The sequence below is a fragment of the Halomonas sp. HNIBRBA4712 genome (genome assembly GCF_043558675.1).
Lineage (GTDB): Bacteria > Pseudomonadota > Gammaproteobacteria > Pseudomonadales > Halomonadaceae > Vreelandella.
Map to the genome: position 1 here is coordinate 606,784 of NZ_JBIFXR010000001.1, position 24,675 is coordinate 631,458.

A 24,675-nucleotide genomic window follows, 5' to 3' on the forward strand; every position below is an offset into this window, starting at 1 on the left:
AACGTTAAAAACGTTATGTTTGGGTAGCTTGGGTGGCGTTATCGCCACCCTTCTTTCGCTACCCTTGGCATGGATGCTCGGGGCGCTGTTCATGGTCATGAGCGTGTCGCTCGCCGGTATCAAGACCGGCGTGAACAAGCGCGTTCACGTGGTGGCCATTGCGCTGCTCGGGCTATTCATCGGCAGCCGCATTCAGGCCCAGGAGCTTCTGGGGCTGGCCCGCTGGTATCCAAGCGTCATCGCCATGCTGGTCTATATGGCGATCATGCTGGCCGGCGGCTACTGGATATTTACCCGGGCAAGGGTGGGGCGCATCAGCGCCATGTTCTGCGCCTACCCCGGCAGCATGAATTCGGCCCTGGTGCTTGCCGAAGGCGCCGGGGGCGATCTTCGCTGGATCGCGATTTCACACTCGATCCGGCTGGTGGCCGTGGTCTCCGGGGCAGCCATTCTGGCAAGCTTCTTCGTCGATGACGTCACCCTTCGAAGCGATACCTACGCCCTGACCCTGTCCGATGCAGCGGCGCTTTTACTGGCGCCGGCCTGCTGGTGGCTGGCGCGACGCTGTCGCGTGCCGCTTCCGGAGTTTCTGGGCCCCATGGCCGCCGGGGCGATCATGGCCAATAGCGGTGTGAGCTACTCGCTGCCGGCGTGGCTGGTCTTTCTGGCGTTCTTGATTCTGGGGTCGTCGGTCGGCGCGCGGTTTTCCGGCACGCCTTGGCGACAGGTGGCCCGCGTGGGCCGCTTCGGGATCCTTTACGCGCTGTTTGCGCTGACCACCGCAGCCCTCATGGCGTGGCTGGTGGCCTCGTTCACCCAGCTTTCGTTTGCGGCGGTGATGCTGGCGCTGATACCCGGCGGGGTCGGGGAGATGGCGGTGATTGCCACGGTCATGGGGATTGACCCGGTCTACGTGGTGTCGCACCACATACTGCGCCTGTTGATTCTGATCTTCATGACGCCGCTCATGGTACGTCTGGCAAGCGCGCTCAAAGAGCCGCAAACGCCACCCGAGCAATGAAGCCGCCGGTCGGCAGGTTGCCAAGCGTCAGGGTGGCGGCGTGGGCGGTGGCGATCTGCTCAACGATGGCAAGGCCGAGCCCGCTCCCCGGGGTATGCGGGTTATCGCGGTAAAAGCGCTCGGTCAGGCGCGCAAGTCTGGCATCATCCACCCCCGTTCCGCTGTCGCTGACCGTCAGAATGACGCGCCGGCCCTCGCAGGCCAGGGCGATATCGATACTTCCCTGATAAGGCGCCTCACCGCCAGCGTGTACGCTTGCGTTCTCGATCAGGTTGATGACCATCCACAACAGCATGATCGGGTCGCCCAGTACGTTGGCCGACGCTTGGGGCTGATCGAACGAAAGCTCCTGGCCTTTCTGGTAGACGCTGGTCGCGGTCTGGGCGCAGGCTTCGCAGCAAAGCTCGGCCAGATCCACCACTTCGAGCTGGGTATCGTCAAACAGTTCGCTGCGGGTCTTGGCGTACTTCAAAAGTTGCTGCACGGTGTGGCTTGCGTGCTCGCTGATACGCTGCATTTCCAGCAAATTGGCCCGTGTGCCGGGCTCCTGAGCCGTCTTGAGCGACATCTCGGTCAGTGCCCGCAGCTCTGAAATGGGCGTTCTCAGCTGGTGCGAGACATCGGCGTTGAGCTGCTGGGTGCTCTCGATGCTGCGCCGTATGCGCTGCATCAAGTGGTTGATGCTCACCGTCAGCGGGTGGATCTCCTTGGGCACGCTCTCATCGAGGGGTTGCAGGTCGTTGGGGGAGCGCCGGCGCAGTGCCTGCCGAACGGCCTTGAGCGGGGCCAGGGCGCGGTAGATGGCAAACAGCGCAAGCGAAATGGCAAGAATGCCGGTCAGCGCCATCAAGCCACCCAGGGTGAACATGAAGTCGTTGGCGAGCGTGTAGCGAGCCTCTTTCGATTCGGCGACGATGACTTCGATGGTGGTATGGCGTTGGCTACGGTTGAAGGGGAACGTCAGCGCCACGGCGCGCAGGTCGTTGCCAGCGTAGGCCACGTCGTAAAAAAGCGGTTCACTCAGCGGCCCGGGCGGATCACCAAGCCCGGGAAAGCCTGCAATCATCGCCCCGCCTGCCTCGCGAATACGATAAAAGATCTTGCCTTCGCCGCGGCTACCCAGCGTACTGACGCTGAAATAATGCATGTTGATATGCAGCTCGCCATTCAGGGTGTGAATGCGCCGCTCCAGGCGCTGGGCGGCGTTGAGCAGCATGTCATCGAAGGTTGCGTTGATCTGGCGCGTGAGCAGCAGATAGCTAGAAGCCAGCGCCAGAAGCGCAAGCCCGGCAAAGGGCAGACCGATCCAGAGAAGCAGGCGAGTGCGTATCGACGCAGGCTTTTTAAACATCGCGTTTCCTGGTGTCCAGGTAATAGCCCAGGCCACGCACCGTTTTCAGCCCGAAATCCTGGCCGATTTTCTTGCGAATGCGCGAAATGTAGGTCTCGACGGCGGAATACGTGACGGCTTCGTCGAGCGTGGAGAGCCGGTCGATGATCTGGTCCTTACTCACCAGCCGGTTCTGGTTGATCATCAGGTACTCGATCACTTCGAGTTCGCGGCGATGAAGCGCTACTGGCTCACCGTCGATGCGAAGCTCCCGGGCATCCGGGAAGAATTCGAGTGGGCCGCACTGTAGCGAATCGCCGCCGAAGTGCTTGGCCCGGCGGACCAGGGCGCGCGCCCGAGCGCTGACCTCATCGAGCGAGAACGGCTTGCACAGGTAGTCATCGGCGCCTTCCTCCAGGCCAAGAATGCGCTGATCCAGCGTATCCCGGGCCGAGATGATCAGCACGGGAATCCTGTCGTGGCGGTGGCGAAGCTGTCGCAGCAGGCTGATGCCATCAAGCTCGGGCAGGCCCAGGTCCAGCACCAGAAGATCGAACCCGCCCTGTTCCAGCGCGTGCTTGGCCTTGACGCCGTCGTGGGCCACGGTGATGGAGAAACCCGCGTCCGCAAGCGTGGAGGCCATCGAGCGGGCCAAGTTGTCGTTATCTTCAACGATTAGCGCCTTCATATGCACTCCAAAACGATTCCTTCCGGGCGTTCCGCTACCCCTCCGGCTGATACTTGTAGCCCACGCCGTACACCGAGCGGATGATCTCCTGGTCGGGCAGCGCTTCGGTGAGTTTCTTGCGCAGTTTCTTGATGTGGCTGTCGACGGTGCGCTCGGAGACGATGCGGTTGTCGCGGTACATGTGATCCATCAGCTGCTCTCGGCTGAATATGCGCCCGGGGGCGTGCATCATCACGCGCAGCAGCTGAAACTCCACCGCGGTGAGGCCCAGGTCCTGGTCGTTGGCGCGGGCGACCCAGCCGTCGTCGTTCAGTGTGACCGGTGAGGGCGGGGTGGGGGCCGTGGCGGGCTCCTGGGCGGCGCGGCTTCGGCGCAGTACCGCCTTGACCCTTGCCACGACCTCGCGCGGGCTGAACGGCTTGCAGATATAGTCGTCGGCGCCCATTTCGAGCCCCACCAGGCGGTCGACCTCTTCGACCTTCGCCGTCACCATGATAATGGGCAGTGCCGGCCAGCGCTGGCGAATCTCGCGGCAAAGCGTGGTGCCGTCCTTGCCCGGCAGCATCAAATCCAGCAGTACCAGCGCCGGCGTGTGCGTCTCGAGCCAGGGCAGCACCTCGTCGCCGTGCTCGATCAGAGTGGGCGTGAAGTGGTGGCTACTCAGGTAGTCGGCCATCAGCCGCGCGATCTTCGGCTCGTCTTCGACGACCAGAAGCGAGGCGTTGGCGGGGAGCGAATCGGTCGAGGTCATGAGCTCGGGCCTCTAGCGTGAAGATAAAAGCGCAAAGCGCAGCGTCCAGCGAAGCCCGCCGAGCGGCGAGGTACTGGCGGTGAGCGTGGCGTCGTGGGCGCCGGCCAGCGCACTTGCAATCGAAAGCCCCAGGCCGCTGCCGCCGCTGGCGCGGCTGCGCGAGCCTTCCACCCGGTAGAGCCGCTCGGTCAGCCGGGCAAGCTCGCTTTCCGGCACGCCCGGAGCGCTATCTTGCCATATCACCACCGCCTGATGGGCCTCGATGTAAAGCTGCACGTCGAGCGCGCCCGGTGCCAGGGTGTAGGCGCAGCTGTTGTCGAGCAGGTTGCTCCAGAGCTGGCGCAGGCGCTGCGGGTCGCCGAGCACCGTCACGTTGGGGGCAATGTCGGTGGAGAGCGCAAGCCCGCTCTCCTCGAGCCAGCGGTCGGCATCCGTGAGCCGCCCTTCGAGGCTTTCGCTCAGATCCATCGGCACGAGCTGGATATCCAGCGCCCCGGCGTCGCTCTGTGATAGAAGGCGCAGATCCGCCACCAGCCGCTCGAGCTGGTCCACCTCCTGAGCAAGCGAACCCAGGTTCTCCTGGTCGAGGGCGCGCACGCCATCCTGCATCGCCTCGATCTCGCCGCGCAGCACCGCCAGCGGCGTTCGAAGCTCATGCGCGGTGTCCGAGACCCAGCGCGCCCGGGCGCTGCGGCTCGCCTCCAGGGTTTCGGCCAGCCGGTTGAAGTCCTGGGCCAAACGCGAGAGCTCATCGCGCCCGCGCGAGCTCAGGCGAATGTGGTAGTCGCCCTGGATGAGCCTTCGCGTGGCCCCGGCCAGCGCGCGGGCGCGCCCGCCCAGCCACCAGGAGAGGCCGCCGGCCAGCAGCATCGACGCGATCACCAGCGAAATGACGATGATGAACAGGTTGCGCTGCTGGCGCTCGAGAAAGTGGTTCTCCATGCGCTCCATCATGTGCTGCGGCGAGCGAAAGCCGAGCGAGCCGATGGCCTGCAGATCGCGACCATCGGCGCTTTCGCTATAAAGCGTCAGCCAGCGCCAGTCGCTTTGCGAACCGCTGGGGCGCGGGCGCACCACGTAGCGGCCCTGAACGTCTCGCAGCGCGAAGTCGCGCGCCTCGCCCAAGGGCGACGGGCGCTCGTTATGGGTCTGGCCGAGGGCGAAGCGCACCACGCGCGGCCAGCGCTCCGGGGCGCGCTCGAGCCACTCCCAGCTCTGCTGGGCGTTCCAGCGCGTCACCAGCCCGTCGGCCAGAAGCGTCGCCCGCCGCTCCTGGGCCTGGTTGAGATACTCGATGAAGCCCCGATCGATGCTGTAGGAGACGGCCAGAAAGATGCTCGCCGCGATCGCCACGTTGACGCTCAGAATGACGGCGAACAGCTTGAGCCCCAGCCGCGACGGCCGCCAGCGTGAAAGCGCTCCCAGCCGGCTCATGGCGTGGCTCCTTCCGGTGCGGGTTTGGGCGGCGCGCTCAAGCGCTCGCGCAGGTTTTCAAGCCCAAGGTAGAGGCAGGGCACCAGTAGCAGCAAAATGACGGTGGCGAAGATCATCCCGAAGCCGAGCGAGATCGCCATCGGAATCATGAAGCGCGCCTGGCGGGAGGTTTCCAGAATCATTGGCGCCAGCCCCAGAAAAGTGGTGAGCGTGGTCATCATGATCGGGCGAAGGCGCCGGGTGGCGGCGGCGACGATCGCCTCGCGCGCCGCCATGCCTTCACGCCGCTTGCGGTTGGCGTAGTCGATCAGCACCAGCGCGTCGTTGATCACCACCCCGGAGAGCGCGAGCATCCCCAGGAGGCTAATGATCGAAAGCCCGAAGCCCATCATCATGTGGCCCGCCACCGCGCCCACCAGCCCGAAGGGAATCGCGGCCAGCACCAGCAGCGGCTGCAGATAGCTTCTAAACGGAATCGCCAGCAGCGCGTAGAGCGCGGCGAGCATCAGCCACATGGCGGTCTTGAGCGTGGCCAGGTTGTCAGCGGTATCCTGCTGGCGCCCGCCGAGCGTGACCTCGAGCCCCGGCCAGGTGTTGGTCAGGGTAGGGAAGACGTCCTCCTGCAGGGTCGCCAGCACCTGGTTAATGATCTGGTCGTCGTCGGCATCGGCGGTCACGGTGATGATACGCCGCCCGTCGATGCGCGAAAGGCTGCTCGAGGCCTGGCTCAGGGTGATGTCCGCCGCCCGCGAGAGCGGAATGCTCATGCCGTCGGCGGTGCGCACCGGCAGGCGGTAGAGTTCGTTCAGGCTCGCCCGGTCCTGCTCCGGCAGGCGCACCTCGACGCTCACCTCCTGGCGGCCGATGAACTGCTCGAGCGCCGTGGCGCCCTGCAGCGGGCCGCGCAGCGCCTGGGCAAGGTCCGCCCCGGTCAGCCCCAGCGCCCGGCCTTCGGCGGAAAGGCGCATCTCGAGCTGCGGCTTGCCGTCGCCCAGGCCGCTGTCGATATCGGTCAATCCGTACTCACCCAGCTGCTCGGCCAGGCGCTGGGCGGCGGCTTCGAGCACCTGGGTGTTGGGATGAGAAAGGCGCAGGCTGAGCGCGGCGCCGCTGCCCGGCCCGCCGAAATCCGAAGCAAAGCGCACCGACTGCGCGCCGACCAGGTCACCGGTCAAATCGCGCCAGCGCTCGGCAATGCGCGACGGCGGCCACTGGGCCAGGCTTTCGCGGGCGATATCCAGCGTCACCTCGAGCGTCTCGCCGTCCAGGCGGCTGCGGGTGCTCTCGAAGGCGAGCGTCGGCTCCTGGGCGCTGAGCGTTTCGGCGGCGTCGACCAGCTGCTGGCCAAGTTCTCGGCTGACCTGCAAATTGGTGCCGATCGGCAGCGTGACGCTTGCGCGGACCTGGTCGGACTCGACCCGCGGCATCAGCGAAAACCCCAACCGCCCGCTCATCGCCCAGGCCAGCGTCACCAGCAGGAGCGCCACGCCGAGCGCCACGGTGAGAAGGCGCTGGTTCAGCGCGCGCTGTAGAACCGGCTCGAAACCGCGGTAGGTAAAGGCGTGAAGCCCGCCCTGCAAGCGGTGGCGCACGCGCTCCAGCGGGCGCTGCCAGGCCGGGGTCTGACGCGGCTTGCGGCTGTGGGCCAGGTGCGCTGGCAGGATGAACAGCGCCTCGATCCAGGAGATCAGAAACACCGTGACGACCACGATCGGCACGGCGGCGAAGATACGGCCCAGAAAGCCGGGCAGAAACAAAAGCGGCAAAAACGCCACCACGTTGGAGAGAATCGCGAAGGTGAGCGGGGTGGCGATCTCCTTTGCGCCCTTGACCGCCGCGTCGCGCAGCGAATAGCCCTCTTCGCGGTAGCTGTAGATGTTCTCGCCGACCATGATGGCGTCATCCACCACGATACCGAGGGCGATGATGAAGGCGAACATCGACATCATGTTCAGCGATACGCCGATCCAGGGCAGAAACAGCATTGCCCCTAAAAACGCGGTCGGGATGCCGAGCGTCACCCAGAAGGCCAGGCGCGCCTCGAGAAACAGCGCCATCAGAATCATCACCAGCGCCAGGCCCATCCAGGCGTTCTTGAGCAGAAGCCCCAGCCGGTCCTCGTAGACCTCGGAGCTGTCGCGGGCGACGTCCAGGTGCACACCCTCGGGCAAGAGTGCCCGCAGGCGGGGGAGCTCGCCGTTGACCGCCTCGGAGATGCTGGTCGGGGTCTGGTCGCCGATCTGGAAGATCTCTACCGAGAGCCCGCGCTGGCCGTTATAGAACTCCTCGCGGTCGGTTTCGGCGAAGCCTTCGCGCACCTGGGCGATCTGGCCAAGGGTGACCGGCGCGCCCTGGGCGGTGGTCAGAATCGGCAGGCGTTCGAACTCGGCGGCGCTGTTGCGCCGGCCCTGGTAGCGAATCAGCCACTCGCCCTCGGCGGTGGTGAGCTGGCCGCTGGCCAGGTCCAGCGCCTCTTCGCCGATGCGTGCGGCAAGCGCCTGGTGGTCGAGACCAAACCGCTCGATCGCCTCTTCATCCAGCAGCACCTGGATTTCGCGGTCGCGGTTGCCCGAAAGCTCCGCGCGAGAAATACCGCTATTGGCCTGAAGCTCGGCGCGCACCTCCTCGGCGGCATCGTGTAGCGTGGCAAGACTCGCGTTGCCGTACACCTGAAGGCTCACCACGCCGCGTGAAAAGCCCGCCAGACTAAAGCGCGGCGGATCGGCGGCGTTGGGGAAGGTGGTGATCGCGTTCACCGTCTGCTGAATCTCCTGATAAACGCGCATTACGTCGACGCCGTCGATCAGCGTCGCCTGCACCACGCCGCTGCCCTCGTTGGCGCTGGCGGTCAGCTCATCGATGCCTTCGACGTTGGAGACCGCCGCCTCGACCGGAAGCAGCAGGCTCTGCTCGATATCCTCCGGCGTGGCGCCGGGGTAGCTGATGGTGACCTGGACGGTTTCGCTTTCGAATTCGGGAAAGACTTCCTTCTTGATCGCCAGCGACGCCATGAGCCCGCCGACGATGAACAGCACCATCAGAAGGTTCGGCGCGACGCCGTGGTCGACCATCCAGGCCAGCGGCCCCTTGCGCATCATGGTGTCGGCTCCTCGCCCGCCTGGGCCGGGGTGTCGGCGGGCGTGCGGGCGCGTACCTGCTGGCCGACCCGGGGCTGGGCCAGACCGCCGGTCACCACGCGCTGGCCGGGTGTCAGGCCATCGCGAATCAGCGCTTCGTCCTCGCCGCGGTAGACGAGCGTCACCGTGGTGTTTTGCAGCCGGTCGTCATCGTCGAGCCACCACACCACGTCATTCGGCCGCAGCGCCGAAGAGGGCAGTGCGATCAGCGGTTCGCGCGCGGTGGTGTGGTAGCGAAGGCGCAACACGTCGCCCAGGCGCAGGGCCGGGCCGTCCCCATCGAGTGCCAGCGGGTCGTCGACGCTGATCAAAAGCTGCGCCTGCAGGCCGTTCTCTTCCAGATTGGGCAGAATCGAAAGAAGCCGGCCTTCGCGGCGCGCGTTGGCGGGCCAGCTCTGGCTGGTCAGGGTCACGGTGTCGCCGGGGTCGAGCCACTCGAGGCTCTCGCCGGGAAGCGAGGCGCGCACCCAGAACTGCTCGACCCCGACCAGGCTGACCACCTCGCTGCCCTGGCTCAAGAGGCTGCCGGCGCCGACGCTGCGCTCGGCGACCATCGCCCGCCAGGGGGCAGTGAGGGTAGCGCGCTCCAGGTTCAGCGCCGCCTGGTCGCGCACCACCCGGGCCTGGGTGAGCGCGGCCTCGGCCTGGCGGCGCTGCGGCTCGCGCAGTACCAGCGCACGGCGCTCAGAGGAGAGCTCGCGGCCAAAGCGGGCGTAGTCGGCCTCGGCGCGCTGCTGCTCGGCCTGCTCGAGCGCTACCGCCGCTTCGGCGTTGGCGACCTGCGCGCGGGCGTCTTCGAGCGCCAGCTCCAGGTCTGCCCGGTCGATATAGGCCAGCGGGGCACCTTCTTCCACCACCTGGCCCGGTACCACGCCCTCGGCGAAGCGGTCGATCTCGCCGGCCACCCGGCTCGAGATCATGGTCGATTTCTCCGCCTCGACGCGGCCAAAGCCGGTCAGGGTCGGCGCCTGAACGCGCTGCTCGATGCGCAGTACATCCACCAGCGGCGGCGCCGTGGGCGGTGGCGGGCGGCGCTCGATACGCGGCGGCTGGGTGATGATCCACCAGGCCACCGCCAGTGCCGCTACCAGAACGAAAAGCGCCAGCACGGCGCCAGGGCGAATACGGCCCTGCTGCCGGGAAGCAACCGAATCACAAGGGGTCATTGAAACGCGTCATCCGTAATGAAGACTGAAAATGCTCGAAGAAAGCCGTAGTATGCTAGCATCCACGCTAGTTAAGCAGTGAGTGGGCAACTATTATGCAAATACGGTGCAAGATGAATAAGCCGTATCCTGCGCGCTTGACGCACTTCGCCGATTTCCAATAAACAGACCGGTTCCAAGCCCGGCAGCGGCCATCGATCGACAGGCTTAAAACGACGCTATGAAAAACACCGCTACCCGCGACAAACTGATTACCACCGGCGCCGAACTGATCGCCCAGCAAGGCTATAACGCCACCGGAATCAACGCCGTGCTCAACACCTGTGGTGTGCCCAAAGGCTCGTTCTACCACTACTTTTCGAGCAAGGAAGATTTTGGCCTGGCGGTTATCGAGCGCTTTGGCGAGGAGTACGACGCGGATCTCGCTGCGCTTCTGGAAGACGCCTCGCGCGACCCTTTCGAGCGCCTGCGCCTCTACTTCGCGCGCGGACGCGCCTATATGAGCAACTGCAACCACCAGACCGGCTGTCTGATCGGCAACCTGGGTCAGGAACTATCCGGGCAGAGCGACACTTTCCGCGATGCGCTCGACGGCGTTTTCAAGCGCTGGGAGCAGCGCTTCGCCGCCTGCATCGAGGCCGCCCAGGCTCAAGGGTTGATCGAGCCCACTCTGCCCGCCGAGGCGCTGGGCAGCTTCATCCTCTCCGGCTGGGAAGGCGCGATTCTGCGCGCCAAGACGCTCAAATCCGTCGCGCCGATGGAGCAGTTCGAGAAGATTCTATTCGAGTGCGTGCTGGGCACTGTCGGCGCTCAGCCACGCCACTGAGCCCGCATACGGTACTGCGCGTTTGAACCACGAAAAGGGAGCGGCCTCGAGCCGCTCCCTTTTTGTTTTGCGCATACCAAGCGCCCTGGCGTCAGGTGTTGAGAATCACGCCGCCGTTGAGGTGGATCGTCTGCCCGCTCATGTAGGAGGAGTCTTCGCTTGCAAGATACACGTAGGCGGGGGCCATTTCGCTGGGCTGGCCAGCGCGCTTCATGGGCACCTGACCGCCGAAGCTGGCGACTTTTTCGTCGTCCATGCTGGCGGGGATCAGGGGTGTCCACACCGGGCCCGGCGCCACGGCGTTGACGCGGATACCGCGATCCATCAGCGACATGGCGAGCGAGCGCATCAGGGCCTGCACCCCGCCCTTGGTTGCGGTGTAGTCGATCAGGGTGTCGTTGCCCTTGAAGGCGTTGATCGACGAGGTTTCGATGATCGTATCGCCCTTGGCCAGGTGGGGCAGGGCGGCCTTGGTCAGGTAGAAGTGGCTGAACAGGTTGGTCTGGAAGGTACGCAAGAGCTGATCGTCCGGAATGTCGGTGATGTCGTCCCAGTCGTACTGCTCGGCGGCGTTGTTGACCAGAATGTTGAGCTTGCCGAACGCGTCGAGCGTCTTCTGTACGATCTGGCGGCAGAACTCGGGCTGACCCACATCGCCCTTGAGCACCAGACAGCGCCGGCCTTCGGCTTCTACCAGGCGCCTGGTCTCTTCGGCGTCGGTGTCCTCTTCCAGGTGAACGATCACGCTATCGGCGCCTTCTCGGGCGAAATGCACGGCCACGGCGCGGCCGATGCCGCTGTCACCGCCGGTGATGATCGCTACCCGGTTGAGCAGTTTGTCCGCACCGCAGTAGTTGTCGCGAATGTACTCGGGCTCCGGGCGCATGGCGTGCTCGTCGCCAGGCTGCTTTTCCTGGTGCTGTGGTGGCTGCTGTTGATCGCTCATGCGTTTCACTCCTTGGCTGCAATAAAGGCTTTCAGTGTGATGGCTGGCCTCTTCCTGGACCGCGCCTCTGTTCACCTTAGTCGAAGGTCGTAAAAGGGCCAAACCGATAGGCGTGGGTGCACTTGGAGTACCGCTTTTAGTCGCCCCTTTTGCCTTTTTTAACAAGGCGGTCTAATCCTCTTTTAATAAACGTGATGGTTTCAGGAAAGTGATTTTTCGCCCTTGTTAATTATCTTTGGCTTTCTTGAGGGCTTAGTCTATTTAGTATTTTATATCATTTAAGATATTGAATTAGTTGGTTTTTATTTTTCGATAAAAAAGATGTTTTTCAACGCCGTGCATTCGAATGAAAGTGCGTTTATTTAAATTGACACGACTGCGCCGCTCGCTATAGTTCAAAAGGGTGCCGCGGGTTTAAAACAAGGCTTTCAGGAGTCTGTTTATATTTTTATATAACACAAGTTATAAAAAGAGGGTGGTTTAATCCATGGAAAGTTTCGTTTGTTGATACCCCGGCTGCAACGCGTGTAAGACATGGAGGAGGCAAGCAATGAGCGACCAAGGAAAGTACTCTCACGAAAAGTATTCTCACGAAAAGAGCTTTCAGGAAAAGGACGCCCACCCGGGTGTCGACGACCGCGGTGACTCTCACTACGATCACGAATCCCTCGATACCCAGCGGCTCAAGCATCAGGGGCGCGAAGCCGCCCACGATGTAAGCAACGCCGCCCAGCAGCAGGCCGAATACTTCTACGAGCGCCAGCGCGAGCTGGTCGCCGACCAGGCCGGTCGTTTCACCCGCGTAATGAAAAAGGCCGCAGACGAGTTCGAAGGCCAGCACCAGCCGTTTTTCTCCCAGCAGGCGCGCCGGGCCGCCGAGTTTGCCGACGATTTTTCGCATCAGTTGCGCAACAAGGATTTAAAGCGCCTGTGCCAGGACGCGCAGAACTATAGCCGCCGCGAACCGGCGGTATTCATCGGTGGGGCCATCGCGGCGGGATTTCTGGTGGCGCGCTTTCTGCGCAGCTCACAGCGTCATCACCAGGACGAGTCGAGCGAGCGCCACACGCAGATGAACGCCAGCGGATCGTATTACGCCTCACAACACTCGCCCTCCCACTCTTCATCTTCTTCGACGCAGCACCCTGCCTCGCGCCACCCGTCTTCGTTCGACAACGACGAGCATCGGCCTGGCGAGCGTGACCCCACCCGCCCGCCGCGTCTCTGAGCGCGATTAACTCAAGCAGCTGGCCATTAATGACGTCCATCAACGACTGACCATAAGCACGAGGCTTATATGGATACGCAGCGCAATAGCACGACGCAGGGAGCGTCCGTTGGCTCGCTCCTGACCACGTTGACCCGTGAAGTGACCGATCTGGTTCGAGGCGAGACGGCGCTTGCCAAGGCCGAGGTGTCCGAGAAGACCCACCAGATGATGACCGCAATCGCCGCGATCGCCGTGGCCGGAGCGGTGATCTTCGCCGGATTTCTGGTGCTGCTCGCTGCGGCGGTGGCGCTACTCAACGAGATTCTGCCGCCGGACATGACCCCCTGGCTTTCCGCCGCCATCGTCGGCGGCGTCGTGGCGGTGATCGGGCTGATCATGCTGAGCGCGGGGCTCAATAGGATCAAGGCGCAGAATCTGGCGCCGCGTCGCACTCTGGATAGCCTTCAGCGCGACCGGGAGCTTGCCCGCGAGCATGGGCACAACGTCAAGGAGGAGTTGAAATGAGCGAACACACGGATCACCGCACGCCGGAGGAGATCGAAAAGGAGCTTCACCGCTCCCGCGAGCGCCTTGACGAAACGCTCGGCGAGCTCGGAGAGCGCTTCTCGCCCCAGCGCCTGCTCAACGCCTCCTACGACTACCTGCGTCACGGCGGGGCGAACACCTTCTTTACCAACCTGGGTACCACCATTCGCGACAACCCGGTGCCGTTTCTGGTTACCGGTGTGGGTCTTGGCTGGCTTCTGACCGCCCAGCGAAATGGCGGCGCGCACGCTCAAACGCTTGCCAACTCCGAGGCCTATCCGCACAGCGACCCGCAGGGGCCGGAAGATGACAACGCCTACGCGCGAGCGGCGGGTATGAGCGCAACGCCCTCCAGCGCCAGCCACCAGTACGCGGCGGGGCTTTCGGCCAACGGGCCGCTGGGCGCCTCGGCGCGGCCCCGGCCTAGCGCCTTCTCCCACCCGCCAGCGTTCAACGACAGCTTCCGCCAACAGGCCGCTCGCCGCGAGCCGCCGGGGTTTGGCCGCTCGATGGAACATGATGGCGATAGCGTGAAAGAGCGCATGGCGGATCGCGCGCGCCAGTTTGGCCACAGCGCCTCTCAGGCGGCGCATCACATGAGCGACCGGGCCCACGACATGGGGGAGAGCATGCGCGATAGCCGTTCACACCTTTACCACACCACCCGGCACGGCATGAGCGATGCCGGCGAGTGGGCTCAACATGCCGGCCGACGCTCTTCGGATTTCATCCAGGAGCACCCGCTGGTATCAGGCGCCCTGGGCTTTGCCATTGGCGCCGCGCTCGGCGGGCTTCTACCCTCAACGCGCAGGGAAGATGCCGCCATGGGCGAGTACCGGGACCGCCTGGTAGACGAGGCCGCCGAAAGGGGCCACGAACAAGCGGACAAGATGCAGCACGCGCTTCACGAAAGGACCGAGAAGATGAAACACGACGCCGATAACGACAAGGTGCAAGGTCAACATCGCGACCAGGACCGGGATAAGGACCAGAAGGACCACCAGGAGCACGACCCGCGCCATACGCCCAGCGAGCCGGATAACGAGCACATGCGTTACTCCGACGAGGCGATGCCCGGCCACAACGCCGCCTCGGGTCAAAGCGGTCATCCGGGCAAGGCGCCCACGCCCCACGACAAGGACAGCCGTAAGAACGAGCACGGCCTGGCCGACTCCGACACGCCCTCCGGCAACACTCAGGGTGACGACACCCTGGAGCCGCCCAAGCGCTGAACGGGAAATAACGCTTCAAAAGCGTTGAGATAACGCATGCTGATAGCGCCCGGCCACCGCCGGGCGCTATTTTTTATAGCGGCGCTTGACCTCTACGCTCAGGCGCCCTTCCGCCAGGCGCAGCGACAGCTTCTGGCCCGGCGCGGCGTCCTCGGCGCGGCGTACCACTTGGCCGGCCTCGTCCTGGGTAATCGCGTAGCCCCGGCCCAGCACCGCCAGCGGGCTCACCGCGTTGAGCTCGCGGGCGGCGCTTTCAAGCTGAGCTCTACGCGTTTGCAGCGTTCGCTGCGTGGCGTTCTGTAAGCGTTTCGAGAGTTGAGAGAGCCGCGCCTGTTCGGCCTGGTGCAGGCGCGCCATGTCCTGGCTTGCCAACCGGCGGTCAAGCTGAACCACACGCTGGCGCTGTTGGGTCAGGCGTTGCTGCATCGCGCGCTCAAGACGCTGGCCCAGTGACTCGACCTGCTGACGGCGCTGGGCGAGAAGCTCGCCGGGGTGGCGCAGCCGCGCGCGCAGGCTATCCAGCCGCTGGCTTTCGCGTTGAAGGTGGGCATGGATAGCGCGCGTTAGGCGTACTTCGCTTAGGTCAATTGATCGAGCCAGCGCCTTGCCGTCCGGCACCAGCCGCTCCGCCGCCGCTGAAGGCGTGGGCGCGCGCGCATCGGCCGCAAAATCCGCAAGCGTGGTGTCCACCTCGTGGCCCACCGCCGACATCACCGGCAGCCGCGAGTGGAAGATCGCCCGCGCCAGGTGCTCGTTGTTGAACGCCCATAGATCTTCCAGGCTGCCGCCGCCGCGGGTGATCAGGATGGCATCGCGCGCCGGGTCGAGCTGTTTTTGGCGGTTCAACAGCGAAAGCGCCGAGATCATCGCAGGCGCCGCCTCTGCCCCCTGTACCGGCACCGGGATCAGCGTCACGTCACAAAGCGGCCAGCGCGCGGCCAGCACCGCCAGCACATCGCGAATCGCCGCGCCGCTGTCCGAGCTTAAAATCAACAGCTTGCGCGGCGGGTAGGGCAGGGGTCTGGCGTTGGCGAACACGCCCTCGCCATCCAGCTGCGCTTTCAGGCGCTCGTAAGCGGCCAGCAGCTCACCAAGCCCCGCCGCCTGCACCGCCTCGGCAATCAGCTGGTAGTCGCCGCGTGGCTCGAACAGCGACACCTTGCCGCGCAGTTTGACCTGGTCGCCGTCGCGCATCGGCGCGGCGACGAACCGCGCGCGCTGGCGAAACAGCGCGCAGCGCACTTGCGCCCGGTCATCCTTCAACGTGAAGTAGATATGCCCCGAAGCGGGCCGGGAGACGTTGGAAAGCTCGCCTTCGACCCATACCTCGCCCAGCTCGTGCTCCAGCGCCTGGCGCGAGCGCCTGTTGAGATCGCTGACGGTAAGGGGCTTGGCAGAATCAGACATGAGAGCGCCTTGTGATGAGAAAAGTGGGGCACGACGTACAGCGGAGCAAGGACGGCACCGGCGAGCGGTGCATTGCTGCCACGCCCCTCGAAACGCTATAATACGCGATTAACTTTCCTCGCCCCATCTTCCCACTGTTCAATGGGTGTTGCCGCTATGCTACGTATGGCCCAAGAAGCGCTTACGTTCGATGACGTTCTCCTCGTTCCCGGCTTCTCCGACGTTCTGCCCAAGGATGTCAGCCTCAAAACCCGCCTGACCCGCAATATCACGCTTAACATCCCGCTGGTTTCCGCCGCCATGGACACGGTGACCGAGGCGCGTCTGGCAATTGCGATGGCCCAGGAAGGCGGCATCGGCATCATCCACAAGAACATGAGCATCGCGCAGCAGTCCGCCGAGGTGCGCCGGGTCAAGAAGCACGAAAGCGTGATCGTGAAAGACCCGGTCACCGTCAGCCCGAAAGCGAAGCTCGAAGACCTGCTTGCCATGGCGAAAGAGTACGGCTTTTCGGGGTTCCCGGTGGTCGAAGGTGAAACGCTGGTCGGTATCGTCACCGAGCGCGACATGCGCTTTCAGCCCAACGTAGGCGACAGCGTCGCCGATATCATGACCCCGCGCGAGCGGCTGGTCACCGTGCCGGAAGGCACCGAGCTCGAGACCAGCAAGGCCAAGATGCGCGAGCACCGCATCGAGAAGATGCTGATCGTCGATGACGCCTTCCGCCTGCGCGGCCTGGTCACCTTCCAGGACATCGAGAAGGCGCGCACCTACCCCAACGCCGCGAAGGACAGCGACGGCCGCCTGCTGGTCGGCGCCGCCGTGGGCACCGGCCCGGAAACCGCTGACCGCATCACGGCACTCGCCGAAGCTGGCGTGGACGTGGTGATCGTCGATACCGCTCACGGCCACTCCCAGGGCGTGATCGAGCGGATCCGCTGGGTGAAAGAGCACTTTCCCGAGATTCAGGTAATTGGCGGTAACATCGCCACCGCTGCCGCCGCCCGTGCGCTGGCGGAAGCCGGCGCCGATGGCGTGAAAGTGGGCATCGGCCCGGGCTCGATCTGCACCACGCGCATCGTCGCCGGTGTGGGCGTGCCGCAAATCACCGCGGTTTCCAACGTGGCGGCCGCGCTCAAAGAGTTCGACATTCCGCTGATCGCCGACGGCGGCGTGCGCTTCTCGGGTGATCTGGCCAAGGCGATTGCCGCTGGCGCCAGCGCGGTGATGGTCGGCGGCCTGCTCGCCGGTACCGAAGAAGCGCCGGGCGAGGTCGAGCTTTACCAGGGCCGTACCTACAAGGCGTACCGCGGCATGGGCTCCATGGGCGCGATGTCGCAGAGCCAGGGCAGTGCGGACCGCTACTTCCAGGACAAGAACGCCGGCGCCGAGAAGCTGGTGCCGGAAGGCATCGAAGGCCGGGTGCCCTACAAGGGCCTGATGAGCGCCATCGTGCACCAGCTGATGGGCGGGCTGCGCGCCTCCATGGGCTACACCGGTTGCCGCGACATCAACGAGATGCGCACCAAGCCGGAGTTCGTGCAGATCACCGGCGCCGGCTTCAACGAGTCTCACGTTCACGACGTGCAGATCACCAAGGAAGCCCCCAACTACCGGGTGAGCTAACCCCGGAGTTCAGTATCACGGCGGCGGGCAAAGGCCCGTCGCTTGCTTTTTACAGCTCTTGTCAACGCCTTAGCGGCTGCGCCTACACTGCTTGAGAGATACCGCCATGACCGACATTCACGCCCACAAGATCCTGATTCTCGACTTCGGCTCCCAGTACACCCAGCTCATCGCCCGCCGCGTGCGCGAGATCGGCGTCTACTCCGAGGTGCGCGCCTTCGACATCAGCGAAGAGGAGATCCGCGAGTACAACCCCAACGGCATCATCCTCGCCGGCGGACCGGAGTCGGTCACGGAGCTGGACTCCCCGCGCGCCCCTGCGTGCGTGTTCGAGATGGGCTTGCCGGTCTTCGGCATCTGCTACGGCATGCAGACCATGGCCGAGCAGCTCGGCGGCAAGGTGGAAGGCTCCCAGCAGCGCGAGTTCGGCTACGCCCAGATCCAGATCGACGCGGGCAACGCGCTGTTCGACGGCATCAAGGACCACGTGGACGCGGAATCCGGCAAGGCGCTGCTCGACGTGTGGATGAGCCACGGTGACAAGGTGGCCAAGGCCCCGGATACCTTTACCGTGACCGCCTCCACCCCGAGCTGCCCGATCGCCGCCATGGCCTGGGAAGAGAAGCAGTTTTTTGGGGTGCAGTTCCACCCGGAAGTGACCCACACCCTGCAGGGCCAGCGCATCCTCGAGCACTTCGTGCTCAACATCTGTAAAGCCGAAAAGTTCTGGACCCCGGCCCAGATCATCGAAGACCAGGTGCAGCGCGTACGCGAGCAGGTAGGCGACCGCCACGTGCTGCTCGGCCTCTCCGGCGGCGTGGATTCTTCCGTGGTCGCCGCACTTCTCCACAAAGCGATTGGCGACCAGCTTACCTGCGTGTTTGTGGATAACGGCCTCTTGCGCAAGGACGAAGGCAACCAGGTGATGGAAACCTTCGCCCAGCACATGGGCGTGAAGGTGATCCGCGTCGACGCCGAAGAGCTGTTCCTCAACAAGCTCAAGGGCGAGAACGACCCGGAGGCCAAGCGCAAGATCATCGGCAACACCTTCATCGACGTGTTCGACGACGAAGCCAGCAAGATCGAAGGCGTCGAGTTCCTCGCCCAGGGCACCATCTACCCGGACGTGATCGAATCCGCTGCCAGCAAGACCGGCAAGGCCCACGTGATCAAATCCCACCACAACGTGGGGGGCTTACCGGAAACCATGAAGCTCAAGCTCGTCGAGCCGCTTCGCGAGCTGTTCAAGGACGAAGTGCGCAAGCTCGGTTTGGAGCTCGGCCTGCCCTACGACATGGTCTACCGCCACCCCTTCCCGGGGCCGGGCCTGGGCGTGCGGATTCTCGGCGAAGTGAAGAAAGAGTACGCCGACATCTTAAGAGAGGCCGACGCCATCTTCATCGAAGAGCTGCGCGCCTCCGGCTGGTACGAGAAAACCAGCCAAGCGTTCGCCGTGTTCCTGCCGGTGAAATCAGTAGGCGTCGTCGGCGATGGCCGCCGCTACGAATGGGTCATCGCGCTGCGCGCGGTAGAAACCATCGACTTCATGACCGCCCGCTGGGCGCACCTGCCCTATGAGCTGCTGGAGAAGGTGTCCAATCGGGTGATCAATGAGTTGGAAGGAGTCTCGCGGGTGACTTATGATGTGAGTAGCAAGCCGCCGGCGACTATTGAATGGGAGTGAAGATGAAGCGGTAATAATTTAAAAGCCCCTCTCTTTAAGTGGGGCTTTTTTTAATGATAGTTTTTGAGAAATTCTCATGAATGAAGATATAGGTCGTAATTTTTTAGACGATTTCTACACTCCAGATGATATAGCGAGTCCAATTGCTAATTGGTTGATTAGGAGTGGTGATGAAATAGTTCTTGAGCCAACTGCGGGTGGTGGAGCTTTAATCTCTGCAGCAATTAAACGAGGGAAAGAGTTATCGCCATACAAAAACCTAAATTTTTTAGGGTTCGATATAGATCGAAAGTCAATTGATAAACTTAAGGAGTTCGAAAGTGATTTCCTAAAAGTGTATCAGAAAAATTTTTTAGATACAGTTGTTAATGATTATTTTGAGGTCGATGCTGTTTTGGCAAATCCCCCATTTAGCAGAAATCAAAATATAGATAAAAAATATCGTGAAGAGTTAAGAAAAAGATTTGGTGTCAAAGGATCTGTAGGAGTTTGGGGGTTTTTTTTACTGCATTCCTTAAGTTATTTGAGACTTGGGGGGCGGCTTGCCTGTATTGTGCCTAAGTCCGTTTGCTTTACAATGCATGGCAAGCAGTTTTTGAATAGGCTAGCGAGTCATTTTAACTCTATTGGGATCTACGAGTTTCAATCTAAGCCTAAGTGGAGTAGAGCTGCCTTAGAGAATGGGGCTGTTATTCTTGCTGATAACTATAAGATGGGTAAAGCAAAAAAAGTTTCCTATGGTATTCTGGAAAATAATGGCAAAACTTTAGATAAAGTTGAATTAGGCAATGGTTATTATAAAGAAATACTTAGTGTTTCAAATGGTTTAGAAAGCTTGGCTGATGTTTCGATTGGCCTAGTTACGGGAAGAAATAAGGTTTTTTTATTAAGTAAAAAAGAAGTGTTAGCTAATAATATTAGCGAAGAAGAACTGTTGCCAACTCTTTCAAGGCGACGCCATTTAAACGGTATTTTTTTCAATAAGGAAGATTTTCTTAGTTTGGATAATAAGAATGAAAAATATGGCTTGTAAATCCTATTGATTCTGAGGGGAATGCTAGAAAATATTTAGAGTACAGTATATCTAGTCAAGATATAGAGAGTACAACTTGGTTTAGAAAAAGAAATCCTTGGTGGAAAGTACAGATTGGAAAAAAATGCGACGCCGCATTTACTTATATGAATCATGAGTTTCCTTTCATAACAAGGATATATGGTGCTACGGCTTGTACTAATACATTGCATCAGATTTTTTTCAAAAAAGATGTGACAGACAAAGAAATTGCTGCAATGTTACTAACCCCTATTTCAACGTTCGGGCAAATTTCTGCAGAGCTAATCGGCCGTTCTTACGGGGGAGGTATATTGAAGTTTGAGTTGTCTGAATTAAGAGTGTTACCGATTATAACCGATAAAGCTTTTAACAATTTTTCTTTAGACATTGTGGATGAGTTAATGAAAAAAGGTGACTTTTCGAATGCTACAAAGGTCGTGGATGAAGTTGTAATGTCTTATTTTTTTGGCGACCAAAAGAAATCTGCCATAATGAGTATGAAAGAATATTTAAGTGTTTTACGAGAAAGGAGGAGGGGAGTAAATGACTGAAGATTTAAGTTTACAGCAGATGCTGCGATTATAAATCGGCTTGGAAGAGAGCTTGTTGCTAAGCAAGAAACAGCCCTGATAGAAATTATTAAAAACTGTTACGATGCTGATTCTAATAAGGTTAAGGTGACTTTTGATATTGGAGTTGGAGAGGGAAAGCTGAAAATTTCTGATGATGGAACTGGGATGGGAAGAGGTGAAATCATTAATGGCTTTCTTAAAATAGCAAGCGGATTAAAAGTTGAGTATCCAGTTTCTGCGATTTACAAAAGAAAAAAAGCTGGAAGAAAAGGAATAGGCCGGTTTTCTACTCAGCGGCTAGGTAGAAAACTAATATTGAGAACTCGTCGAGAAAAAGACTCGATAGGTTGGGAGCTTTTAGTAAATTGGGACGACTTTGAATCTGGAAAAACATTGCAAGATATAAAAGTTATATTGAAGCAATATGAAAAAGCTACAGTTGGCACTGAGGTGATAATTTTAGGTTTAAGGGATACATGGAGTGATGCACAAATAAAGAGAGCTTGGAGAGGAGTACTTTCCTTACAACAACCATTTCCAATTGCACCAGTCGAAAATAAACCTAGTATAGATCCTGGCTTTTCTGTTGATTTTTATAAGGGGGGTGGCTTATATAAAGATGAAATGGTTATTGCTGATTTAAAAACTGAGATACTAGACCATTTACATGCTGTTGTTGATATGATGGTTGATAAGGAAGGGAGTGTTTTCTGGAGAATTTCAAAAAACAAGCTTGGAGAATCTTTTGATTGGAGAAAGTATGAATATACTTCTAAAGATATAGAAGGATCTAACAAAGAAATTGGTTTAACCAATGTGTGGATGAAAGCGTATCATGTTGTCCTAGAACCTAGCCTTCTTCCATCATTTGTATATACAAGAGTTAGAGATGAGCTAAGTAAAAGGGGGGGGGGTGGCTCTGTACCGAAATGGTTTCAGGGTTGTGCCCTATGGGGATTCAGATAACGATTGGCTGCAATTAGATGAGGCTTATGCCAAGAGGAGTATATTGGCACCAGTTGCTAATAGGAACTTTTTTGGAGCTATTCAAATAGATGATGTTGAAGGTGTTTACTTTGAAGAGCATACATCTAGAGAAGGTCTTGTTGAAACGCCAGCTTTCACCAGATTAAAAAATATCGCATCTTCTGTTTTAATAAGTGTAGCAACTAGAATTGCGCAAGAAAGGGGCAGAAAAACACGAACTAGTAAGAGCGATCCAAATCATGGTCAATTCAAAGATGATGGTGTAAAGCACTCGCTAATACAGCTAAAAGAAATTGTGGAAACTAAAATAAACGATAAGGATAATAATGCTTCTAAAGAGCATCTAGATGATAAAAAAGAAGTAATAGAAGCAATAGAATTTGCTGAAAGAAACTTTGAGGAATATCAGAAAGCTTTGGCAGATGAAAGATCCATGCTTCAGTTTTTGGCAACCCTCGGTATGACTACTGCAGAGTTTAGTCACGAGGCCGGTATGACCTTTAATGCAGTTAGGCTAGACTTTAAAACTATATTTGATTGGATGCAACGTGAATGCAAAGATGATGAATTTCTTTCCCTTGCAAAAAAAACGCAACTTATGTTGGCACGTTTAGATACATTAACATCTTATTTAAACTCCTTGGCTGGAGCTCGTGCTTCCCGAAATGTATCAGCCTTGAGTTTGAGTAAGGCAGTTGAAGAATTTTCTCATGGCATAAAGATGCAAGCATCAAATCAGGGTGTGGAACTTGAAGTTTCTGTGCCAGACTTTGACCCACTATACAGTGCTCCAATGCATGAAGCTGAAATTGCCTCAATCCTTCTTAATCTTTATACAAATGCAGTAAAAGCAGTCAAGCGTAAAGGCAAAGAGAAAAAAATAAAAGTTGAAGCCAGTAGAAGTGATGGCTACGTATTTTTTATTTTTTCAGATAGTGGTGATGGTATAGCAGAGGAAAACAGGGAAAAAATTTACGATGCATTTTTTACTACTCGATCGGCTCCACATGGAGGTGCAGCAGAAATCGAACACTTAAAAGGTACAGGGCTTGGGCTTTGGATCGTACACCAAATAGTGTCCAATATTAGTGGTACAATAGAATTAACCGATTCACCAGATAATTACAGTACTAGTTTCAAAGTTTCGTTTTTAGAGGAAAGACCCGATGAGTAATAATCCTTGGATATTTGTGGATGATTTACCTGATGAAGCTATATCTTTTTCTAATAATTTGAAGCGTGGAAAGAGTATAGATATAGAGTTTATGTCTCCAAGAGACGCTCGCAATAAGCTGCTTGTTGAGCTTTGTGAGCCTTCTGGGGTTTTAATGGATGTAGATTTATCTTCTGCAGCTGGTGAAAAAGGAAGTGGGCCAGGTATAGCACAAGATATTCGTGTAAAACAAAAAAGGGGGGAGGCACCAGAATATCCTATCGTTCGCTTTTCTAGGTTAGATAAAGTCAATTTGAATATAAAGGGAGATCCTACTAGTGATGATTTATTTGATCTAAAGAGACAAAAAGAAGAAGTTGTAGAAGATGCTGAAAGCTTTTTATCTGAACTATTAGGAGTTCAAAGTATATATGCAGATTTTAAGTCTATTGGTAACTGGGAAGCTTTAACAGTCGATCAGGTGTTCGGGTTAAGCTCTGAGAGTTTTGCTGCTTGGGGGGATAGCTTACTATGGCGAAAAATTTTTAGCTCGTCAGGATCTGTTCATGTAGCAGCAGGGTGGTTGTTAAGAACCTTTATTCTCCCAACTGGGTTATTAATTGACGAGGAAAATTTGGCACTACGTCTTGGAATAGACTTAGAAAAATCCGGAGAGGCATGGAGGGATCTTATACCAAAGTTATCAGCTTTCAAATACGAAGGTCTGGGAGCAGACTTTTTTCCTCGATGGTGGAGCCGCGGTCTGGATGAATGGTGGTTTCAAAATATTAATACTGAAGCTCCTCTTATTGCTACGGAAGCTCGAAAACGTGTGGAACGTTTGAGTGATAAGTTTTTATTAGATGGAATTGAATGTGTTCGTATGCCCCCTGGAAGTCCTGGGTCTTGTCCATGGGTTTTTTGCGAATTGAGTCTTTTGAGTGAAGGCTCATCACGTAAGGTGCCGGTTGATCCTAGTCAAGGTGTCCGATTTTATAATGATAATAACTACCCTAATTGGGTTGATACTGCTTATGTATCTTTGAAAGTGGCTCTTCAGAATAAACATGATAAAAGGTTAGACGAAGAAAATTTGGAAAGACTAAGGAAAAAGCATGTCTGATTTTAATGATGTAAATTATATAATTGAAATCCGAGAGTTTGCAATGGCTCTAAGGAAGATAGATAGTACTAGACCGACAGCCGAAGCCTTGGAGACGGTTCTTTCTTTTTTTCATGGCCTATGGCGTACTAGTAATCGTATATATACGCAGCGTGGTATATCTATACCTATACCTAAGCCAAGGGGGTTGCAGCCACGCGGGTGCATCGTTGAGTATTCTGAAATTAATTTTAATTTTAAATTAGGTGAATCGTTCGAGTTGGACAAAATTCCTGAGTTGTCTGAGTTTCAGGTCAAAGTAGAAGGGTATTTAGAAACTGAAAATGACTTTATAACTCTTCAAGATCATTGGAGGGTTGATAGTCACTGCTTTCCACCGGAGCCTATGCCAAAAGAACCCCATCCGTATATTCATTTTCAAAGAGGGGGCCACGCTCAAGACGAATTTGCAGCGCAGATTGGGTATACCCCTAACGATAAATTAGAATTAAAGACACCGTGTTATGCTTTAATGCAAACTCCAGGCCCTAGAATTCCTTTTTTACCACATTGCCCTATACTTGCTATAGATTTTGTAATAGGTCAGCATGATGGTGACTTGTGGAAAAGGCTAAGAGCTATTCCTGATTACCATTCAGTGATCAAGCGCTCTCAAAACCGTCTCTGGAGGCCTTTTTTTAGATGCTCTATTATCTCAGAGTAGTGTCGCAAAGAAGTGGATAGGTCCTGCATTTATTGAATAAATATACAGTTTAGTATGAATCGCTACAGGTTTCTTGGAC

The 24,675-nt window shown here is 58.1% G+C and carries 21 protein-coding genes; 13 read left to right on the top strand and 8 right to left on the bottom strand.

Annotation, left to right across the window (positions count from 1 at the left end; translation table 11 throughout):
- The first annotated feature begins 19 nt into the window (after window positions 1–19).
- Window positions 20–1,021, top strand: a complete 1,002-nt coding sequence (locus tag ACGK9R_RS02870; protein ID WP_394578052.1) for an AbrB family transcriptional regulator — start codon at window positions 20–22, stop codon at window positions 1,019–1,021.
- Here ACGK9R_RS02870 and ACGK9R_RS02875 read toward each other — a convergent pair.
- The 6 genes from ACGK9R_RS02875 to ACGK9R_RS02900 are packed head-to-tail and all read right to left on the bottom strand — an operon-like array spanning window position 990 to window position 9,527.
- A complete protein-coding gene (locus tag ACGK9R_RS02875; protein WP_394578053.1) occupies window positions 990–2,372 on the bottom strand; it encodes a sensor histidine kinase N-terminal domain-containing protein in 1,383 nt (460 codons plus the stop codon). The genes ACGK9R_RS02870 and ACGK9R_RS02875 overlap by 32 nt on opposite strands.
- Window positions 2,365–3,039 (bottom strand): response regulator transcription factor, encoded by a 675-nt coding sequence (locus ACGK9R_RS02880; RefSeq protein WP_394578054.1) that lies wholly within the window; start codon window positions 3,037–3,039, stop codon window positions 2,365–2,367. Before ACGK9R_RS02880 ends, ACGK9R_RS02875 begins: the two co-directional genes overlap by 8 nt.
- Before the next feature lie 34 nt (window positions 3,040–3,073).
- Window positions 3,074–3,790 carry a response regulator gene (locus tag ACGK9R_RS02885; protein WP_394578055.1) on the bottom strand — a complete coding sequence of 239 codons (717 nt, stop codon included), beginning with the start codon at window positions 3,788–3,790 and terminating at the stop codon, window positions 3,074–3,076.
- A 12-nt stretch (window positions 3,791–3,802) separates the two neighbouring features.
- Complete coding sequence (locus tag ACGK9R_RS02890; protein ID WP_394578056.1) at window positions 3,803–5,224, bottom strand: ATP-binding protein; 1,422 nt, start codon at window positions 5,222–5,224, stop codon at window positions 3,803–3,805.
- Entirely contained in the window at window positions 5,221–8,322 is a 3,102-nt protein-coding gene (locus ACGK9R_RS02895) for an efflux RND transporter permease subunit (RefSeq protein ID WP_394578057.1), read from the bottom strand. The genes ACGK9R_RS02890 and ACGK9R_RS02895 overlap by 4 nt, the downstream gene beginning before the upstream one ends.
- A complete protein-coding gene (locus ACGK9R_RS02900; RefSeq protein ID WP_394578058.1) occupies window positions 8,319–9,527 on the bottom strand; it encodes an efflux RND transporter periplasmic adaptor subunit in 1,209 nt (402 codons plus the stop codon). Before ACGK9R_RS02900 ends, ACGK9R_RS02895 begins: the two co-directional genes overlap by 4 nt.
- Window positions 9,528–9,747: 220 nt before the next feature.
- Here ACGK9R_RS02900 and ACGK9R_RS02905 point away from each other — a divergent pair, with 220 nt between their 5' ends.
- Complete coding sequence (locus ACGK9R_RS02905) at window positions 9,748–10,353, top strand: TetR family transcriptional regulator C-terminal domain-containing protein (RefSeq protein WP_394578059.1); 606 nt, start codon at window positions 9,748–9,750, stop codon at window positions 10,351–10,353.
- A gap of 91 nt (window positions 10,354–10,444) precedes the next feature.
- Here ACGK9R_RS02905 and ACGK9R_RS02910 read toward each other — a convergent pair whose 3' ends face one another.
- On the bottom strand, window positions 10,445–11,299 hold the full coding sequence (locus ACGK9R_RS02910; protein WP_394578060.1) for an SDR family oxidoreductase: 855 nt from the start codon (window positions 11,297–11,299) through the stop codon (window positions 10,445–10,447).
- Between the two features lie 550 nt (window positions 11,300–11,849).
- Between ACGK9R_RS02910 and ACGK9R_RS02915 the strand changes: the two genes are divergently transcribed.
- The 3 genes from ACGK9R_RS02915 to ACGK9R_RS02925 all read left to right on the top strand — a co-directional run bounded on the left by ACGK9R_RS02915 (window position 11,850) and on the right by ACGK9R_RS02925 (window position 14,287).
- On the top strand, window positions 11,850–12,527 hold the full coding sequence (locus ACGK9R_RS02915) for a hypothetical protein (protein ID WP_394578061.1): 678 nt from the start codon (window positions 11,850–11,852) through the stop codon (window positions 12,525–12,527).
- A 69-nt stretch (window positions 12,528–12,596) separates the two neighbouring features.
- Entirely contained in the window at window positions 12,597–13,034 is a 438-nt protein-coding gene (locus tag ACGK9R_RS02920; protein WP_394578062.1) for a phage holin family protein, read from the top strand.
- Window positions 13,031–14,287, top strand: coding sequence for a DUF3618 domain-containing protein (locus ACGK9R_RS02925; RefSeq protein WP_394578063.1), 1,257 nt, complete (start codon window positions 13,031–13,033; stop codon window positions 14,285–14,287). The genes ACGK9R_RS02920 and ACGK9R_RS02925 overlap by 4 nt, the downstream gene beginning before the upstream one ends.
- 66 nt (window positions 14,288–14,353) lie before the next feature.
- Here ACGK9R_RS02925 and xseA read toward each other — a convergent pair whose 3' ends face one another.
- Window positions 14,354–15,694, bottom strand: a complete 1,341-nt coding sequence (xseA, locus tag ACGK9R_RS02930; RefSeq protein ID WP_394578064.1) for an exodeoxyribonuclease VII large subunit — start codon at window positions 15,692–15,694, stop codon at window positions 14,354–14,356.
- Window positions 15,695–15,850: 156 nt separating this feature from the next.
- Here xseA and guaB point away from each other — a divergent pair, with 156 nt between their 5' ends.
- The 8 genes from guaB (at window position 15,851) to ACGK9R_RS02970 (ending at window position 24,596) form a co-directional block, all read left to right on the top strand.
- The gene (gene guaB / locus ACGK9R_RS02935) at window positions 15,851–17,320 is read left to right on the top strand and encodes an IMP dehydrogenase (protein WP_394578065.1); all 1,470 of its coding nucleotides are present in this window, start codon (window positions 15,851–15,853) and stop codon (window positions 17,318–17,320) included.
- Between the two features lie 106 nt (window positions 17,321–17,426).
- The gene (gene guaA / locus ACGK9R_RS02940; protein WP_394578066.1) at window positions 17,427–19,004 is read left to right on the top strand and encodes a glutamine-hydrolyzing GMP synthase; all 1,578 of its coding nucleotides are present in this window, start codon (window positions 17,427–17,429) and stop codon (window positions 19,002–19,004) included.
- A 76-nt stretch (window positions 19,005–19,080) separates the two neighbouring features.
- Window positions 19,081–20,037, top strand: coding sequence for an N-6 DNA methylase (locus ACGK9R_RS02945; RefSeq protein WP_394578067.1), 957 nt, complete (start codon window positions 19,081–19,083; stop codon window positions 20,035–20,037).
- A 146-nt stretch (window positions 20,038–20,183) separates the two neighbouring features.
- Entirely contained in the window at window positions 20,184–20,609 is a 426-nt protein-coding gene (locus ACGK9R_RS02950; RefSeq protein ID WP_394578068.1) for a hypothetical protein, read from the top strand.
- 78 nt (window positions 20,610–20,687) lie between these two features.
- On the top strand, window positions 20,688–21,596 hold the full coding sequence (locus ACGK9R_RS02955; RefSeq protein ID WP_394578582.1) for an ATP-binding protein: 909 nt from the start codon (window positions 20,688–20,690) through the stop codon (window positions 21,594–21,596).
- Window positions 21,544–22,791, top strand: a complete 1,248-nt coding sequence (locus ACGK9R_RS02960; protein ID WP_394578069.1) for a sensor histidine kinase — start codon at window positions 21,544–21,546, stop codon at window positions 22,789–22,791. The genes ACGK9R_RS02955 and ACGK9R_RS02960 overlap by 53 nt, the downstream gene beginning before the upstream one ends.
- Entirely contained in the window at window positions 22,784–23,893 is a 1,110-nt protein-coding gene (locus ACGK9R_RS02965) for a hypothetical protein (protein ID WP_394578070.1), read from the top strand. The genes ACGK9R_RS02960 and ACGK9R_RS02965 overlap by 8 nt, the downstream gene beginning before the upstream one ends.
- Complete coding sequence (locus ACGK9R_RS02970) at window positions 23,886–24,596, top strand: hypothetical protein (RefSeq protein WP_394578071.1); 711 nt, start codon at window positions 23,886–23,888, stop codon at window positions 24,594–24,596. Before ACGK9R_RS02965 ends, ACGK9R_RS02970 begins: the two co-directional genes overlap by 8 nt.
- Window positions 24,597–24,675: the final 79 nt, after the last annotated feature.

Excerpts from the sequence above, each read along its gene's own strand:
- ACGK9R_RS02910 (WP_394578060.1), bottom strand. The coding sequence starts at position 11,299 with ATGAGCGATCAACAGCAGCCACCACAGCACCAGGAAAAGCAGCCTGGC.
- guaB (WP_394578065.1), top strand. The coding sequence starts at position 15,851 with ATGCTACGTATGGCCCAAGAAGCGCTTACGTTCGATGACGTTCTCCTC.
- xseA (WP_394578064.1), bottom strand. The coding sequence starts at position 15,694 with ATGTCTGATTCTGCCAAGCCCCTTACCGTCAGCGATCTCAACAGGCGC.
- ACGK9R_RS02965 (WP_394578070.1), top strand. The coding sequence starts at position 22,784 with ATGAGTAATAATCCTTGGATATTTGTGGATGATTTACCTGATGAAGCT.
- ACGK9R_RS02875 (WP_394578053.1), bottom strand. The coding sequence starts at position 2,372 with ATGTTTAAAAAGCCTGCGTCGATACGCACTCGCCTGCTTCTCTGGATC.
- ACGK9R_RS02905 (WP_394578059.1), top strand. The coding sequence starts at position 9,748 with ATGAAAAACACCGCTACCCGCGACAAACTGATTACCACCGGCGCCGAA.
- ACGK9R_RS02915 (WP_394578061.1), top strand. The coding sequence starts at position 11,850 with ATGAGCGACCAAGGAAAGTACTCTCACGAAAAGTATTCTCACGAAAAG.
- ACGK9R_RS02950 (WP_394578068.1), top strand. The coding sequence starts at position 20,184 with ATGAATCATGAGTTTCCTTTCATAACAAGGATATATGGTGCTACGGCT.
- ACGK9R_RS02885 (WP_394578055.1), bottom strand. The coding sequence starts at position 3,790 with ATGACCTCGACCGATTCGCTCCCCGCCAACGCCTCGCTTCTGGTCGTC.
- ACGK9R_RS02970 (WP_394578071.1), top strand. The coding sequence starts at position 23,886 with ATGTCTGATTTTAATGATGTAAATTATATAATTGAAATCCGAGAGTTT.
- ACGK9R_RS02890 (WP_394578056.1), bottom strand. The coding sequence starts at position 5,224 with ATGAGCCGGCTGGGAGCGCTTTCACGCTGGCGGCCGTCGCGGCTGGGG.
- guaA (WP_394578066.1), top strand. The coding sequence starts at position 17,427 with ATGACCGACATTCACGCCCACAAGATCCTGATTCTCGACTTCGGCTCC.
- ACGK9R_RS02945 (WP_394578067.1), top strand. The coding sequence starts at position 19,081 with ATGAATGAAGATATAGGTCGTAATTTTTTAGACGATTTCTACACTCCA.
- ACGK9R_RS02925 (WP_394578063.1), top strand. The coding sequence starts at position 13,031 with ATGAGCGAACACACGGATCACCGCACGCCGGAGGAGATCGAAAAGGAG.
- ACGK9R_RS02895 (WP_394578057.1), bottom strand. The coding sequence starts at position 8,322 with ATGATGCGCAAGGGGCCGCTGGCCTGGATGGTCGACCACGGCGTCGCG.
- ACGK9R_RS02880 (WP_394578054.1), bottom strand. The coding sequence starts at position 3,039 with ATGAAGGCGCTAATCGTTGAAGATAACGACAACTTGGCCCGCTCGATG.
- ACGK9R_RS02900 (WP_394578058.1), bottom strand. The coding sequence starts at position 9,527 with ATGACCCCTTGTGATTCGGTTGCTTCCCGGCAGCAGGGCCGTATTCGC.
- ACGK9R_RS02920 (WP_394578062.1), top strand. The coding sequence starts at position 12,597 with ATGGATACGCAGCGCAATAGCACGACGCAGGGAGCGTCCGTTGGCTCG.